Annotated in this window: 14 protein-coding genes; 11 read left to right on the plus strand and 3 right to left on the minus strand. The window is 51.6% G+C overall.

Going from position 1 to position 13,976, the window contains the following annotated elements:
• Positions 1-425 precede the first annotated feature (425 nt).
• Positions 426-899: a DUF6702 family protein gene (locus ACMGDE_RS14480; protein WP_436833532.1), complete on the minus strand. Its 474-nt coding sequence runs from the start codon at positions 897-899 to the stop codon at positions 426-428.
• A gap of 109 nt (positions 900-1,008) precedes the next feature.
• Between ACMGDE_RS14480 and ACMGDE_RS14485 the strand changes: the two genes are divergently transcribed.
• From ACMGDE_RS14485 to ACMGDE_RS14500, 4 genes are all read left to right on the plus strand, one after another.
• Positions 1,009-1,581 (plus strand): HupE/UreJ family protein, encoded by a 573-nt coding sequence (locus tag ACMGDE_RS14485; protein ID WP_436833533.1) that lies wholly within the window; start codon positions 1,009-1,011, stop codon positions 1,579-1,581.
• A gap of 62 nt (positions 1,582-1,643) precedes the next feature.
• Positions 1,644-2,003: a four helix bundle protein gene (locus ACMGDE_RS14490; protein ID WP_436833534.1), complete on the plus strand. Its 360-nt coding sequence runs from the start codon at positions 1,644-1,646 to the stop codon at positions 2,001-2,003.
• A 58-nt stretch (positions 2,004-2,061) separates the two neighbouring features.
• A complete protein-coding gene (locus ACMGDE_RS14495; RefSeq protein ID WP_436833535.1) occupies positions 2,062-4,401 on the plus strand; it encodes a M1 family metallopeptidase in 2,340 nt (779 codons plus the stop codon).
• Positions 4,402-4,838: 437 nt separating this feature from the next.
• Positions 4,839-5,918, plus strand: a complete 1,080-nt coding sequence (locus ACMGDE_RS14500; protein WP_436833536.1) for an Ldh family oxidoreductase — start codon at positions 4,839-4,841, stop codon at positions 5,916-5,918.
• 78 nt (positions 5,919-5,996) lie between these two features.
• Here ACMGDE_RS14500 and ACMGDE_RS14505 read toward each other — a convergent pair whose 3' ends face one another.
• Positions 5,997-7,655: an AsmA family protein gene (locus ACMGDE_RS14505; protein WP_436833537.1), complete on the minus strand. Its 1,659-nt coding sequence runs from the start codon at positions 7,653-7,655 to the stop codon at positions 5,997-5,999.
• Positions 7,656-7,710: 55 nt separating this feature from the next.
• Complete coding sequence (locus tag ACMGDE_RS14510; RefSeq protein ID WP_436833538.1) at positions 7,711-8,151, minus strand: RrF2 family transcriptional regulator; 441 nt, start codon at positions 8,149-8,151, stop codon at positions 7,711-7,713.
• 339 nt (positions 8,152-8,490) lie between these two features.
• Here ACMGDE_RS14510 and ACMGDE_RS14515 point away from each other — a divergent pair, with 339 nt between their 5' ends.
• Genes ACMGDE_RS14515 through rfbA form a run of 7 tightly spaced genes read left to right on the plus strand, consistent with a single transcriptional unit; the run spans position 8,491 to position 13,938 of the window.
• Positions 8,491-9,144, plus strand: a complete 654-nt coding sequence (locus ACMGDE_RS14515) for a DUF6266 family protein (protein ID WP_436833539.1) — start codon at positions 8,491-8,493, stop codon at positions 9,142-9,144.
• Positions 9,145-9,146: 2 nt separating this feature from the next.
• Positions 9,147-9,707: a DUF6266 family protein gene (locus tag ACMGDE_RS14520; protein ID WP_436833540.1), complete on the plus strand. Its 561-nt coding sequence runs from the start codon at positions 9,147-9,149 to the stop codon at positions 9,705-9,707.
• 59 nt (positions 9,708-9,766) lie between these two features.
• Positions 9,767-10,270 carry an ArsR family transcriptional regulator gene (locus ACMGDE_RS14525; protein WP_436833541.1) on the plus strand — a complete coding sequence of 168 codons (504 nt, stop codon included), beginning with the start codon at positions 9,767-9,769 and terminating at the stop codon, positions 10,268-10,270.
• Positions 10,271-10,289: 19 nt separating this feature from the next.
• Complete coding sequence (locus ACMGDE_RS14530) at positions 10,290-11,603, plus strand: nucleotide sugar dehydrogenase (protein ID WP_436833542.1); 1,314 nt, start codon at positions 10,290-10,292, stop codon at positions 11,601-11,603.
• A gap of 31 nt (positions 11,604-11,634) precedes the next feature.
• Positions 11,635-12,189: a dTDP-4-dehydrorhamnose 3,5-epimerase gene (rfbC, locus tag ACMGDE_RS14535; RefSeq protein WP_436833543.1), complete on the plus strand. Its 555-nt coding sequence runs from the start codon at positions 11,635-11,637 to the stop codon at positions 12,187-12,189.
• The gene (gene rfbD / locus ACMGDE_RS14540) at positions 12,186-13,055 is read left to right on the plus strand and encodes a dTDP-4-dehydrorhamnose reductase (protein ID WP_436833544.1); all 870 of its coding nucleotides are present in this window, start codon (positions 12,186-12,188) and stop codon (positions 13,053-13,055) included. The genes rfbC and rfbD overlap by 4 nt, the downstream gene beginning before the upstream one ends.
• Before the next feature lie 10 nt (positions 13,056-13,065).
• Entirely contained in the window at positions 13,066-13,938 is an 873-nt protein-coding gene (gene rfbA / locus ACMGDE_RS14545) for a glucose-1-phosphate thymidylyltransferase RfbA (protein WP_436833545.1), read from the plus strand.
• Positions 13,939-13,976: the final 38 nt, after the last annotated feature.

Genomic DNA, 13,976 nt, shown 5'->3' on the forward strand with positions numbered 1-13,976 from the left:
TCCGTTGACTGCTCCTCAACTGGATCCGGTTCGCTTCGCTGCCGTCTCCTAGGTTTCGTCTGCAGCCCCCGGACCAGGTGGGGTTTGGAAAGGGTTGATGGGCGTCCGTTGACTGCTCCTCAACTGGATCCGGTTCGCTTCGCTGCCGTCTCCTAGGTTTCGTCTGCAGCCCCCGGACCAGATGGGGTTTGAGAGAGTGACGGGTGGCCGTTGGCTGCTCCTCAACTGGATCCGGTTCGCTTCGCTACCGTCTCCTAGGTTTCGTTTGCAGCCCCCGGACCAGATGGGGTTTGGAGAGGGGTGACGGGTGTCCGTTGGCTGCTCCTCAACTGGATCCGGTTCGCTTCGCTGCCGTCTCCTAGGTTTCGTCTGCAGCCCCCGGACCACCCATCACCCATCACCCATCACCCATCACCGATCACCATTCACCATTCAAAAGTCGCCCGGTGCTCGGGGTTGTCCAGTTTGGTGCTTTTCCGCTTGCCGTAAGCCGTTACGTGCAGGATGTTGCTCTGCCCTGGAAACTGATCGTACAGGATGCGGGTGTCTATGGCCATGCGCTGTACCGAAGGCACTGCTTTCGCTTCGAGGTAACACCAGGCCACATCTTCCTCGATCTCGTACCCCAGGTAGTTCAAGGGGACTTGTTTCCCGTTTACGGCCAGTTTGAACTGCTTTTGGAGATATGCGGCTAGCAGGCTGTCGGTTGCCGCCCGATCCGGGGGGTTGATCAGGTCCACCTTGCTATCGCTTTCCGCTTTTAGCGCTGCTTCGAGGTCGTCATAGAAAATGCGGCAGCTCACCTCCACCGTTTGGGCCTGTTCATTGACGTCTACCGTCGTGATGCTGACATAGAACGGATGGAGAAGAAGCAAGAAAGCGTTAATGATGCTGATCATGAGATGCTAGTCCTAATATAAGCGGCCTTGCGCATTTTTTTTGTTACGGATTGCGGTTCGCAGCAATAAAACGTAATATTGCTGCGAAGTTAACAACAAAATAGTCAATATGCAGGATTTCGGTGTCTATTTCGAGTTAGGGTTACAGCATATTCTGGACCTCGCGGGATACGATCATATCCTCTTTGTGATGGCGCTTTGTTGTACCTATTTTATCCGCGACTGGCGAAAGGTGATCGTGTTGGTCACGGCATTCACCATCGGCCATTCCCTTACCCTAGCGTTGAGTGTGTTTAATGTTGTCCGGGTGGACACCGGACTGATCGAGTTTCTGATTCCCGTTACCATCGTCATCACGGCGTTCAGCAATGTGGTCAAAAAGCAGCAGCAGGCTAGCACCGATTGGCTTACCTATGGCTATGCATTGTTTTTCGGCCTCATCCACGGATTGGGGTTTTCCAACTACTTGCGCTCATTGCTGGGCAAAGCAAGCAGTATCACCGGTCCGTTGTTTGCTTTCAATGTCGGGCTGGAATTGGGCCAACTGGCTATTGTGTTCCTTGTTTTAATGATATCCTGGATCGTTACTAGCATCTTTTCCGTATCCCGCCGCGATTGGACGTTTTTCATCTCCGCCGCAATCTTCGGCATTGCGCTGGTCATGGCGTTGGAGCGTTTGTGAATGGTGATCGGTGATCTGTGTTGGGTGAATGGCCGTGATGTCTTGTAAATACTAAAGTAAACATGATATTATCATACAGAGACCTGGACGTTTGGAATAACGCAATGAATTTGGTTGAGCTCATTTACAAAAGCACAGGCTCTTTTCCGAGGGAAGAGGTTTATGGATTGACCTCTCAGATTAGAAGGTCTGCGGTGTCTATTCCGTCGAATATTGCCGAAGGCTTTATGCGAAAGAATACACGAGAATATCTTCAATTTCTGTATATTGCGCAGGGTTCTTTAGGGGAATTGGATACCCAGTTGGAAATTGTAAAACGACTGAATTATCTCGATGACTCAACAGCAGTTGATGAAGACATTGAAACCATTCGAAAACAGTTATATGGTTTAATTAATTCCCTGAAACAACGAATTAAGTAATAAACGAAGCTTTAATCACCGACCACCGGTCACTGACCACCGATCACATAACAAGAACATGAAAAAGCTAATCACCAAACTTATTCCCATCATCTGCGCCTTGGCCTTCATTTCATTCCAGGCCCAGTCCCAGAATAACCCCGCTTCCAATCACGGCAATAAATTCGAGCAGCTGGGCACCTTGTTGAGCGATCCCAATGTATATCGCACGGCTTCCGGTGCTCCGGGACACCAGTATTGGCAGCAAAAGGCCGACTATGTCATCGACGTGGAGGTCGACGATGAAAATCAGCGGGTCATCGGTTCCGAAACCATCACGTATACCAACAATTCGCCCGATGCGCTGAGCTACCTGTGGCTGCAACTGGATGAAAACGAGCACAAGGCCGATGCCGAAAGCAAGAAGTTCGACGAAAGCTCCCTTGGGGAGCAGGTGACCACCAGCCAGCTGCAACAGCTGATCGGTGGCGACAATGATTTCGGTGTACAGGTCCTGAAAGTAGCCGATGGCTCGGGCAAGACCCTTCCCTATACCATCAACTATACCATGATGCGGGTAGAGCTGCCCACGGCCCTCAAGCCCGGCGCCAAGTTTGTGCTTCAGGTCGACTGGCAATACAACATCAGCGACCGCATGGTCCAAAGTGGTCGGGGCGGTTATGAGCATTTTGCTGAAGATGATAACTATCTGTATACCATTACTCAATGGTATCCCCGCATGGCGGTCTATTCCGACTTCCAGGGCTGGCAGAACAAGCAATTCACCGGCCGGGGCGAGTTTGCCCTGGTATTCGGCGATTATAAGGTCAACATCACCGTACCGGCAGATCACATCGTCGGTGCTACCGGCGAATGCCGCAATTATAGCAGCGTGCTCACCTCGGCACAGCAGAAGCGGTGGCAGCAGGCGCAGCAGGCAGACGAGCCGGTAGAGATCGTGACGCTGGATGAGGCCAAACAGGCCATGCAAGACAAGGCCACCGCCAAGGAGACCTGGGTCTATGAAGCCACGAATGTGCGCGACTTTGCCTTTGTGACCTCTCGCCGCCTCGTGTGGGATGCCATGCGTGTCAAAGAAGGCGTAGAAGGCCATACACCCATGGCCATGTCGTACTATGGTCCCGAGGCGTACCCCCTCTATCGTCCGTATTCCACCAAGGTGGTCGCCCATACGCTCAAGGTCTACTCCAAGCATACCATCCCCTATCCCTATCCGGTGGCCATTTCAGTAGAAGCTGCCAACGGCATGGAATATCCCATGATCTGCTTCAACTACGGGCGGGCCGATAAAGACGGTACCTACTCCGAAGCCACCAAATACGGGATGATCGGCGTAATCATCCATGAGGTGGGCCACAATTTCTTCCCCATGATCGTCAACTCCGATGAGCGGCAGTGGACCTGGATGGACGAGGGGCTCAACACCTTCTGCCAGTTTCTCGCCGAGCAGGAGTGGGACAAGGACTTTCCTTCCCGACGCGGGCCTGCCCACAAGATTGTTGATTACATGAAGCTGCCCAAAGATCAATTGGAGCCCATCATGACCAATTCGGAGAACATCGTGCAGTTCGGTCCCAATGCCTACGCCAAGCCGGCCACCGCGCTCAACATCCTGCGGGAAACGGTGATGGGTCGGGAACTGTTTGACTATGCCTTCAAGGAATATGCCCGTCGATGGGCGTTTAAACACCCCACACCCGCTGATCTCTTCCGTACGCTGGAAGACGCCTCGGCGGTAGACCTCGATTGGTTTTGGCGGGGATGGTTTTTCGGCATCGACCCGGTAGACATCTCGCTGGATGATGTGCAGCATTTTCAGCCCACGGGTAGCCTGGAAGATGCCCAGGCCGAAGCCAAGGCGGCGTATGAAAAAGACCTCCAAACGCTAGGGCGCCAGCGCAACATCGAGGAGGGTGTCAATTTTGCCGTTGAGGCCGATACCTCCCTGCAAGATTTCTACAACAAATGGGACCGCTTTGCCATCGCTGATGAAGACAAACAGGCATTTGAGCAATACTATGAGTCGTTGACGCCGGAGGAAAAAGAACTGTACGAGGGCAAATATCACTTCTACCAGCTTACCTTCAGCAACAAGGGCGGTTTGGTGATGCCCATTATTCTGCAGTGGACCTTTGCCGACGGCACTACCGAAATGGAACGTATACCGGCCTATATCTGGCGCAAGAACGAAAGCGAGGTGACCAAGCTCTTTGCCAAAACGAAAGAGGTGACGTCGGTCGTCGTAGACCCGTTGCGGGAGACCGCCGATATCGATGAGGACAATAATGCTTGGCCACACCGGAATACGCCTACGCGGTTCGAGCTGTTTAAACAGGGTAATGGGCCTGCGCGCGGGGCATCATCCGGACCGAATCCGATGCAAAGGGCGAGGCAGTAATTGGGATGCAGGCATTTGATTTGAATCTGGAATCGGTTCGCGTTGCTCCCAATTCCTAGGCTTCAAATCAAACGCCTGCATTGGTGGTTTGGGGGTTGAATCTGGAATCGGTTCGCGTTGCTCCCAATTCCTAGGCTTCAAATCAAACGCCTGCATTGGTGGTTTTTGGGGTTGAATCTGGAATCGGTTGGCTTCGCTCCCAATTCCTAGACTTCAAATCAAACGCCTGCATCGGTGGTTTTGGGGGTGGATTGGAATGGGTTCGCTTCGCTCCCAATTCCTAGGCTTCATCAAATGCCTGCATCGGTGGTTTTGGGGGTCGGCGATTCAAGTAGTTGCAGACGAAACCTAGGAGACGGCAGCGCAGCGAACCGGATCCAGTTGAGGAGCAACTGCTTGAATCAAATGATTCCGGCGGCGTGATTAGTGTCAATAACATGATTATAACAGAACAGCAGTTAAGGGATTTTACGTATAGCGTCTTCAAATCCATCGGTTGCTCCGATGCGGATGCAGCATTGGCCACGGATGTACTGGTATCGGCTGACTTGCGCGGTATTGATTCGCATGGCGTCGCCCGCCTCAGCGGATATGTCCGGCTATGGGAAAACGGTCGGCTCAATCCCGCGCCTACCATCCGCATCGTCCATGAGACGCCCACGACGGCCACGGTAGATGGCGACGGCGGACTAGGATTGGTCGTTGCCCCGTATGCGATGGATATCGCCATCCAAAAAGCACAGCAATACGGCTCCGGTTGGGTGGCTATTCGTAATTCCAACCATTTCGGCATCGCCGCCTTTCACGCCCTCAAGGCGGTGGAGCAGGACATGATCGGCTACGCCATGACCAACGCCAGTCCGCTGGTGGCGCCCACCTTTTCGTCCGAGCGCTTGCTCGGTACCAACCCCATGTGCTATGCATTCCCGACTGGAAAATATCCGCCGGTCGTGGTCGATATGGCTACTTCGGCAGCAGCCAACGGCAAGCTGGAGATCGCCGAGCGCACCGGCAAACCCATCCCCGAAGGCTGGGTGCTTGATACCGCAGGGCAGGGGACGACCGATCCTACCGCTGTCAAACAAGGCGGTGCACTCCTCCCCCTGGGAAGCGACCGTGACCACGGCAGCCACAAAGGATTTTGCCTATCGGCCACCGTGGATATCCTTTCCGGCGTGCTATCCGGAGCCAACTACGGTCCCTGGGTACCCCCGTTTGTTGCTTATTTGCAACCCGTCGCCGACCAACCCGGGCAGGGCATCGGCCACTTTGTAGGCGCCATGCGGGTAGACGGATTCCGACCGGTCGATGACTTCAAGGCGAATATGGATCAGTGGATCAAGCGGTTCAAGGGCGCTAAGCCAATCGATGAAGAACAACGTGTCGTCATTCCCGGTGAGCCGGAAGATCAAGCCGCTCAGCAACGCCGGGAGCAGGGTATTCCACTGGTGCCAAAGGTTGTTGATGACCTGCAAGCGCTAGCAGAGAAGTTTGGGATTGATTCGTTGACCACCTAAAGCTTGCAAACTAACCGTTAAATCGGATTTTGACGATCCTCTACCAGGGTTCGAAGAATAAATACCAAGTGAACCGTATTACCCATCCCCATTCTCCATCCCAAGACACTGTTTCGTCCCTTCGCGGATACTCCGCCAGATCATTTTGAAAAACGAGAAGTCGCGCGGACGCGGGATATAAACGGTACCCGTATGGTATATCCCGTTAGCATCGGGATTGCTGTCGTTCACCAGAAACCGGTTGGCCAGAAAAGAAGCCAGCTTTTTCGTCGATCGTCTGCCGTTGTCCCCATCCGATAGCATGTTTAATGTCAAATCATGATAATCCAGCTGCAAGGTGCCGCTCGTGCGGCGATCATCCGCGGCCATATCAAAGCGCAGCGCATCGATCGCCGCACGCTCAATTTCAACGTTTAGATGAGGCGTGAGCATTCCGTTGAAATGCTGCCCCTCCATAGGGCCGAGCGTACCCTTATACGTATGCCCACCCAGGCTATCCAACAGGTCAAAGCGAAAGGCAACCGCGAGGTTGCCTGCGCCCATCACCTTCGATCTCACGTCAAGCAGCATAAAGCGGTTGCGGGCTAAAGCCAATGAGTCGTTGGTTACGTTGCGGATGATGCCATTGGTCGCTTCAAACATCACCGTACCCGCTTTACCCGTTTTATCACTTACCTCGGTGAAACGGATGTCGAGTCCACTGAATCCTACAGAATCGATCGCAAGCGGCTGTTTCCATTGGAGCAGGCGTTGATGCGGCGACTCGCCGATTTTGTTTTCCGGCGGATCCGGCTGCGTCTTATCCTTATAGATGGCGATAGCCCCTGTGTCGATGCGCAAGACCGCGGCCGCAATGGTGCCCGCTTTCACCCACTGCGCTATGTCAATGCCTGTCAGGCCGATACGCGCGATGGAAATATCGCTGATGTCTTTGGCCCGCTGCATCCGGCGGTAAAATTCCGTCTTGCTCACGGTGAGTGCATACCGGAGGTTGCGAAGGGCCAGCTCGCGTGTATCCGTATCCAAGCGCAGCGGACCGACATGCAGGTGGTACAAACTGTCTGCTCGGATCACATCTAACGAATCCGCCTCCAGCAGCATGGCCTTGGCAAACAAAAGGCGGGTTGTATCGCGCAGCGCAGCCGAATCGATCCGCACATGCCGGATTTCAGCGTTGACGTCCCTTACCTGCACATGCGTGGCGTCCGTATTGTCCGTCAACTCCAGTAGCCCTCCATTGAGCACGATGCGATTCACACGAGTGCCCTTCAACCTGTCGGAAAATCCTATCAAGGACATTCCGGTATCGGCCGCCGCATCGTCTTCAACGGGCTGCAGGCGGGTCAGCTTCACGCTCGGCGAATCAATGAGCAGCGTATTCATGCGCATTTCATTCGACAGCAATAGCCGGAGCATTCCCACGCCCCTGACCTGCAGCCGGCCTATCCGTATTTCATATAATGTTTTAGGTGCCGTTTGTTGCCCCTTTAGGCGGGTGAATGCAGCCGTGTCGGCAGTCAGTCGAAGGTTCGTGGCGGTTACGTTGCCAGCGAAGAGCGAGATCGTTAGGCGGTCATACGTGAGTCGGTAGCGCCCATCGGTTTCGTTGGCAACGAAATCCCTTAATTTGGCCGCTATTTTCGGTTTCCATTGATGATTAATGGACCAGTTGGTTACAAGGGCGATGATGATCAGGCCGGCAGAGACGCCGATAGTCCACTTCCAAAGAGGTTTCATTACGAGAGGCAACGCCCGGGAAGCTCAAATGTTTGAGCTTAATCACTAACCACCATCACAAATCCCCGATCGTCAGCCGCTTCTCCTTATTAATAATATCCGCTATGCTCGTATCGTTGAGGATCTGGAGCATCGCATCACGTACATCCACGAAGGTATCCCGGATACCACAAACCTCTTCCGATTTGCATTCATCACAGCCCCGGTAGAAGTTGAGGCTCACACAGGGCAGCAGCGCGATGGGGCCATCGATGAGCCGCATGACTTGCGACAGCCGGATATCTTCCGGAGCTTTGTTAAGGCTATAGCCACCGCCAGCACCCTTTTTGCTATACAAAATGCCCGCATTGCGCATTTCCAGTAGGATTTGTTCCAGGAATTTCTTGGGGATCCGTTCCGCCTCGGCGATGCGCAAGATCTGCATCGGCTCTTGGCCATAATTTCTGCCCAAAACAACCAGCGCTTTAATGGCGTATTTCGTCTTTTTGGATAACATCCCTGATTATTAGAGGTTTCACTTTGCTGCAAAGGTACGAATATTTGCAAAGATACCACTCCGCCCCAGACATTTTCAGGAACGATGGCCATGTTCCTCTCACAAAGAATTATTAATAAATAATATAGAGTCAATAAAAATGTTATATTTTATCGTCTTTTATTCGTCTATATATCGTCATTTAATCGTCTTTTGGACGATAACTAGATATTCAATTGACTATCATCAGTACCTATATTATAAAATTCAACTAATTTTTAGATCATTTATGTATCATTTTTTATTAGAAAAAAGTGTACATTTGGTTGGCGTCCGTTAGGACATCAATAATAACCGCTTATGGGAATCATCGAAGAAGGTATCAACGGTCCCTTCCGGGGAAAAGCCGGGAGTGTCATCGGCAGCAGTTGGCGAAAGATCAACTACATCAAGGGGCTGCCCCGCAAGAAGAAGCGTGAACCCACGCCGGAGCAGGCATTGCAGCGCCGGAAGTTTGCCTTGCTGAATGCGTTTCTACGAGACTATGCCCGCGTGCTCGAGATCGGGTTTGGGCAGTATACCAGCCGGGCCACGGGGGTCAATGCGGCGTTCCGGTTCAATTATGACCATGCCTTTCTTGGCGAGGGAGACGACCTGATGCTTGACACCCCGGCATTGAAGCTGAGCCACGGTTCACTCGCCGCAGCCGGGCTGGAGAGCGCCTGGCTGGAGGGCAATACCCTGCACGTCGCTTGGCATCCCAAGACCTATGGGATCAACGGCTCAGCGGATGATACCGCCTACATCCTCGTCCGCCACACGATCGGACGAGTTACCGGCAACAATAGCATAACCGGACTGCGCCATGAGGGCAGTGCCCAGCATCACTTCAAAGATTTACAGGAACGGGGATATTCCGAATTTCATGTCTGGCTGTTCTTTGCCGATCGAGAAGGAAAGCGCGTGTCCAAGACCGTTTATATTCCCCTCGAAAACTCAACCCCAAATACCTGACCATGGATTTCTTCTACGACAAAAACCGCCCCAAGGCAACCGAAAAAACTTACGGCAAGCTCGCCGTGCAGCAGCGCATGCGCCTTGCCATGGCATTCCTCAACCCATTGCGGTCCATTGTCGCCGAAGGATGGGCAAGCCAAGGGAAAGGCAACAAAAGCAAGGCATTCGGGCAAGCCCTGAAAAACCTGATGCACGATGCCCTGGAGGGGCAATATCCGGAACAGCGCATCATCCCCGAGCGGGTGCTCATCAGCATGGGCATCCTTCCGGGTGTGCAGGTAGAAGACGTGGTGATCGGGCAGCACGAACTGGAGATCCATTTTTCCAGCGAAACCAATCCCTTGGCCGGTGCGGGAGACGAGGTGGTGCTGGTGGTCTACAGCCCCGAAGAAGGGATCGCCGGCCGGAATACCGAAGCCTGCACCCGGAGCGACGGAACGCTCCGCGTGGAACTGCCCCCGCCCCTATGGGGCATTCCCTTCCATGCTTACCTCTTCGCGTGCAACGCCCGCAAAAGACAGTACAGCAAAAGCGTGTACATCGGGCAGTTGGGTGGGTAGCCATTTGGAATTTATCAAAAAACGAGTACCTTTGTTGCTCAATTAGTTTGGTCGATCCGATGCTTGATTCACTCATTACCTCCAAGACCCGTCTGCGCCTGTTGGTGAAATTCTTCATCAACACCGCCAACCGCGGACACATGCGGGGCCTAGCCGAGGAATTCAACGAATCTACCAATGCCATCCGCAAGGAACTCAATAACCTATCCGAAGCCGGATATTTAGATAAACAAGCCGAGCAAAATCGCGTTTCCTACCGGGCCAATGTGAAGCACCCCTTGTTTGGCTCCCTGCAAGACATCGTACATAAGTATCTGGGGTTGGATCGTATTGTCGAAACGGTGCTGCAACGGATGGGCGATGTGGAGCAAGTGGTGCTCACGGGCGACTATGCCGAGGGGCGCGACAGCGGTCTCATTGAAGTCACCATCGTCGGGCCAGCGCTCAATGCCGACTACCTCGAGCAGCTCGGCCCCAAGGTGGAGGGTGTCATCGGCCGAAAGGTGCAGTTTACGCTGAGGACAGAAAAAACGAAAAAAGGGTTAATATTGTACGAGCAGTGAAGCGACATCGCTAACCAATATGATCAATAACCATATACCGCATACCACTCAAGAAGCCCGCATCGTTATCGTCGGCCTCGGCTATGTCGGCCTGCCGTTGGCGGTGGCGTTTGCGGCTAAGTATGATGTATTGGGTTTTGATATAGACGAAAAGCGCATAGCCGAATTAAAAGCGGGGAAAGATCATACGCGCGAGGTGGATCTGTATGCATTCCATGCAGTGACCACCAACCACCAACCACTGGCCACCGGCCTCACCTTTTCATCCGATCCTGACGATCTTCGCCCCTGTAATACCTACATCGTCACCGTCCCCACGCCCATCGATCAGTTCAAGGCACCGGATTTAACCCCATTGATCAGCGCCTCCGAGATGCTGGGCAAGGTGCTTAAGGCAGGTGACGTCGTTATCTACGAATCTACGGTATATCCCGGTTGCACCGAAGAAGACTGCGTGCCCGTATTGGAGCGCGTATCCGGGCTGGTATTCAATAAAGACTTCTTCGTAGGCTATTCACCAGAGCGCATCAACCCCGGCGACAAGATCAATACACTCACTACCATCAAGAAAGTGACCAGCGGCTCCACACCCGAGGCTGCTGTTTGGGTCGATAATCTCTACCGTTCCATCATTGATGCCGGTACGCATCAAGCACCCAGCATCAAGGTCGCCGAAGCATCCAAAGCCATTGAAAACGCACAGCGCGATGTCAACATTTCCTTTGTAAATGAATTGGCATTGATTTTCGACCGCATGGGTATCGATACCTACGACGTGCTCGAAGCCGCAGGGACCAAATGGAATTTCCTGCCTTACAAACCCGGTCTGGTCGGCGGGCATTGCATCGGTGTAGACCCCTATTACCTCGCCCACCGGGCCGAGCGTTTGGGTTATACGCCCAACGTCATCCTTTCCGGTCGACGGGTCAATGAGCAGATGGGAGCCTTTGTCGCCAATAAAGTGGTGAAGCTGATGCTGCAAAAAGACATTCCCGTCAAAGGAGCCAAGGCATTGATCATGGGGATTACCTTTAAGGAAAACTGTCCCGACATCCGCAATACAGGGGCGGTGCATATCTATCACGAGCTGGTACAGTTTGGCCTCGCGGTAGACATCTATGATCCATGGGCCAATGCGGGGGAAGTTAGCAGGAATTATGGAGTGGAGGTGCTTGATAGGATAAACGATGAAGCCGTCTATGACGTCATCGTGGTGGCGGTGGCGCATCGGGATTTTTTAGAATTTGATTATCAGCGCGCCAAACGAACCAACGGGGTGATTTTTGATACCAAGGCGTGTTTGGATAGGGAGTTGGTGGATGGGAGGTTATGATTTGCAACGAAAACAATACAGCATATAACAAATGAAGGCCATAGAAACCCATTTGAAGGGTTGTTATGTTATTGAACCCGCGGTATTCAACGATAGCAGAGGTTATTTTTTTGAAAGTTTCAATGAAGCGAAGTTTCAGGAAACTATAGGTGTAAGTACACCCTTTGTGCAAGATAACCAATCCTTTTCTACCAGAGGCGTGTTGCGGGGCCTACATGCCCAAGCTGGGGAGCATGCTCAAGCCAAACTGGTGCGCGTACTGCAAGGCGAAGTATTAGATGTTGCAGTAGACGCCCGTCCGGATTCCGAAACATTCGGTCAGCATGTAGCTGTACAATTATCAGGTGGCAATAACCTTCAGTTATATATTCCCCGAGGTTTTTTGCATGGGTTTGTCGTCTTATCCGAAACAGCCTCTTTCTTCTATAAATGCGACAACTACTACAACAAAGCTTCCGAAGCCGGCATCCGCTATAATGATCCAGCATTGAAGATTGACTGGGTATTACCCTCGGATGAATTGATCGTTGCCGATAAAGATAGGGTACTCCCATTGTTTGATGAAATTTATAAACGTCAATCATGAAGATCTTAGTAACGGGTTTAAACGGACAGCTGGGGTCGGAGCTCAAGGAATTGAGCAGACTGTATGACGGCCTCGACTTTATCTTTGTTGGCAGAGACGAATTCGCACTGGACAATGTCGGCGGTATTTCCGAACGTCTCGACGCTGTAAATCCTGATTTTGTTGTCAATGCTGCTGCGTACACGGCAGTTGATCTGGCTGAAAAAGAGATCGATTTAGCCGATAAGGTCAATCACCTTGCCGTCAAACAAATGGCAGATTGGTGCCGAAGCAACGATGCAAGATTGATTCACATTTCGACCGACTACGTATTCGATGGAAACAGCGACCGTCCGTTGGTTGAAGAGGCCGAAAAAGCGCCCATCAACGTATACGGCCATACCAAGCACTTGGGAGAAGAGGCTATTAAGGCATCCGAAGCAGATGCTATCATTATCCGAACGGCATGGGTATATTCAACTTTTGGGAAGAATTTCGTGAAAACCATGCTACGGTTGATGAATGACCGAGACCAGATTTCAGTGGTAAACGACCAGATCGGCAGCCCCACATATGCTCATGATTCGGCAAAGGTAATATTGGACATTATCCAGTCTAACAAATGGATAAACGGCGTATACCATTATTCAAACGAAGGACGGGTTTCCTGGTATGATTTTGCTGTGGCCATTCGAGATATTCAAGGGCTGCAATGTAATATCAAAGGGATTCCGACGGAAGCTTACCCTACTCCGGCCAAGCGACCGAAGTATTCGCTATTAGATAAACGAAAGATAAAAGAGACATTTGGTGTCGATGTGTCTGACTGGAAGGCTAGTTTAACCACCTGTCTAACTAAACTATCACATAAACACATCATCGAATAAAGAACACAGTATGAAAGGAATAATCCTTGCAGGCGGCTCGGGCACACGATTACACCCGCTTACCTTAGCGGTAAGCAAACAGCTGATGCCTGTATACGATAAACCCATGATTTATTATCCGCTGTCTACATTGATGCTGGCTGGGATTAATGAAATATTGATTATTTCCACACCTCACGACCTTCCCCATTTTGAAAAGCTGCTAGGTGATGGGTCACAACTTGGCTGTAAGTTCAGTTACGCTGTACAGGCGGAACCAAACGGCCTCGCGCAAGCATTTGTCATCGGCGAGCAATTTATCGGAAAGGATAAGGTCGCACTCGTATTAGGCGATAATATCTTTTACGGCTCGGGAATGTCTGCGTTATTGCAAAATGCGACTCAAGTAGATGGGGGGTTGGTGTTTGCTTACCAAGTACACGATCCTGAACGCTATGGTGTGGTAGCATTTGATGGCGACAATAATGTCGTGTCTATTGAAGAAAAACCCGCCAAACCGAAGTCGAATTATGCAGTACCGGGGCTTTATTTTTATGATAACTCCGTACTGGAGATCGCCAAAAATATCCAACCTTCAGCCAGAGGCGAATACGAAATCACGGATATAAATAAAGAATATCTCCGTCAAAGGAAACTGAAGGTCAGTGTATTCAATCGTGGCACGGCATGGCTGGATACGGGTACCTTCGATTCGTTGATGCAGGCCGGCCAGTTTGTGCAGGTAATTGAGGAACGCCAAGGATTAAAGATTGGCGCTATAGAAGAGGTGGCGTATCGAATGAATTATATCAATGAAGGCCAATTGGAAACATTAGCCGAGCCGCTACGGAAAAGCGGTTATGGAGAATACTTATTACGTATTTGTAAGCCTATATATAAATGAGTACTTTTGTTGCTCATACCAGGCAGTGGATAAATACT

The organism is Parapedobacter brassicae, from assembly GCF_051400755.1.
GTDB lineage: Bacteria > Bacteroidota > Bacteroidia > Sphingobacteriales > Sphingobacteriaceae > Parapedobacter.

Bases quoted from the DNA above. Each gene is read 5' to 3' on its own strand.
- ACMGDE_RS14480 (WP_436833532.1), bottom strand. From the start codon at position 899: ATGATCAGCATCATTAACGCTTTCTTGCTTCTTCTCCATCCGTTCTAT.
- ACMGDE_RS14485 (WP_436833533.1), top strand. From the start codon at position 1,009: ATGCAGGATTTCGGTGTCTATTTCGAGTTAGGGTTACAGCATATTCTG.
- ACMGDE_RS14490 (WP_436833534.1), top strand. From the start codon at position 1,644: ATGATATTATCATACAGAGACCTGGACGTTTGGAATAACGCAATGAAT.
- ACMGDE_RS14495 (WP_436833535.1), top strand. From the start codon at position 2,062: ATGAAAAAGCTAATCACCAAACTTATTCCCATCATCTGCGCCTTGGCC.
- ACMGDE_RS14500 (WP_436833536.1), top strand. From the start codon at position 4,839: ATGATTATAACAGAACAGCAGTTAAGGGATTTTACGTATAGCGTCTTC.
- ACMGDE_RS14505 (WP_436833537.1), bottom strand. From the start codon at position 7,655: ATGAAACCTCTTTGGAAGTGGACTATCGGCGTCTCTGCCGGCCTGATC.
- ACMGDE_RS14510 (WP_436833538.1), bottom strand. From the start codon at position 8,151: ATGTTATCCAAAAAGACGAAATACGCCATTAAAGCGCTGGTTGTTTTG.
- ACMGDE_RS14515 (WP_436833539.1), top strand. From the start codon at position 8,491: ATGGGAATCATCGAAGAAGGTATCAACGGTCCCTTCCGGGGAAAAGCC.
- ACMGDE_RS14520 (WP_436833540.1), top strand. From the start codon at position 9,147: ATGGATTTCTTCTACGACAAAAACCGCCCCAAGGCAACCGAAAAAACT.
- ACMGDE_RS14525 (WP_436833541.1), top strand. From the start codon at position 9,767: ATGCTTGATTCACTCATTACCTCCAAGACCCGTCTGCGCCTGTTGGTG.
- ACMGDE_RS14530 (WP_436833542.1), top strand. From the start codon at position 10,290: ATGATCAATAACCATATACCGCATACCACTCAAGAAGCCCGCATCGTT.
- rfbC (WP_436833543.1), top strand. From the start codon at position 11,635: ATGAAGGCCATAGAAACCCATTTGAAGGGTTGTTATGTTATTGAACCC.
- rfbD (WP_436833544.1), top strand. From the start codon at position 12,186: ATGAAGATCTTAGTAACGGGTTTAAACGGACAGCTGGGGTCGGAGCTC.
- rfbA (WP_436833545.1), top strand. From the start codon at position 13,066: ATGAAAGGAATAATCCTTGCAGGCGGCTCGGGCACACGATTACACCCG.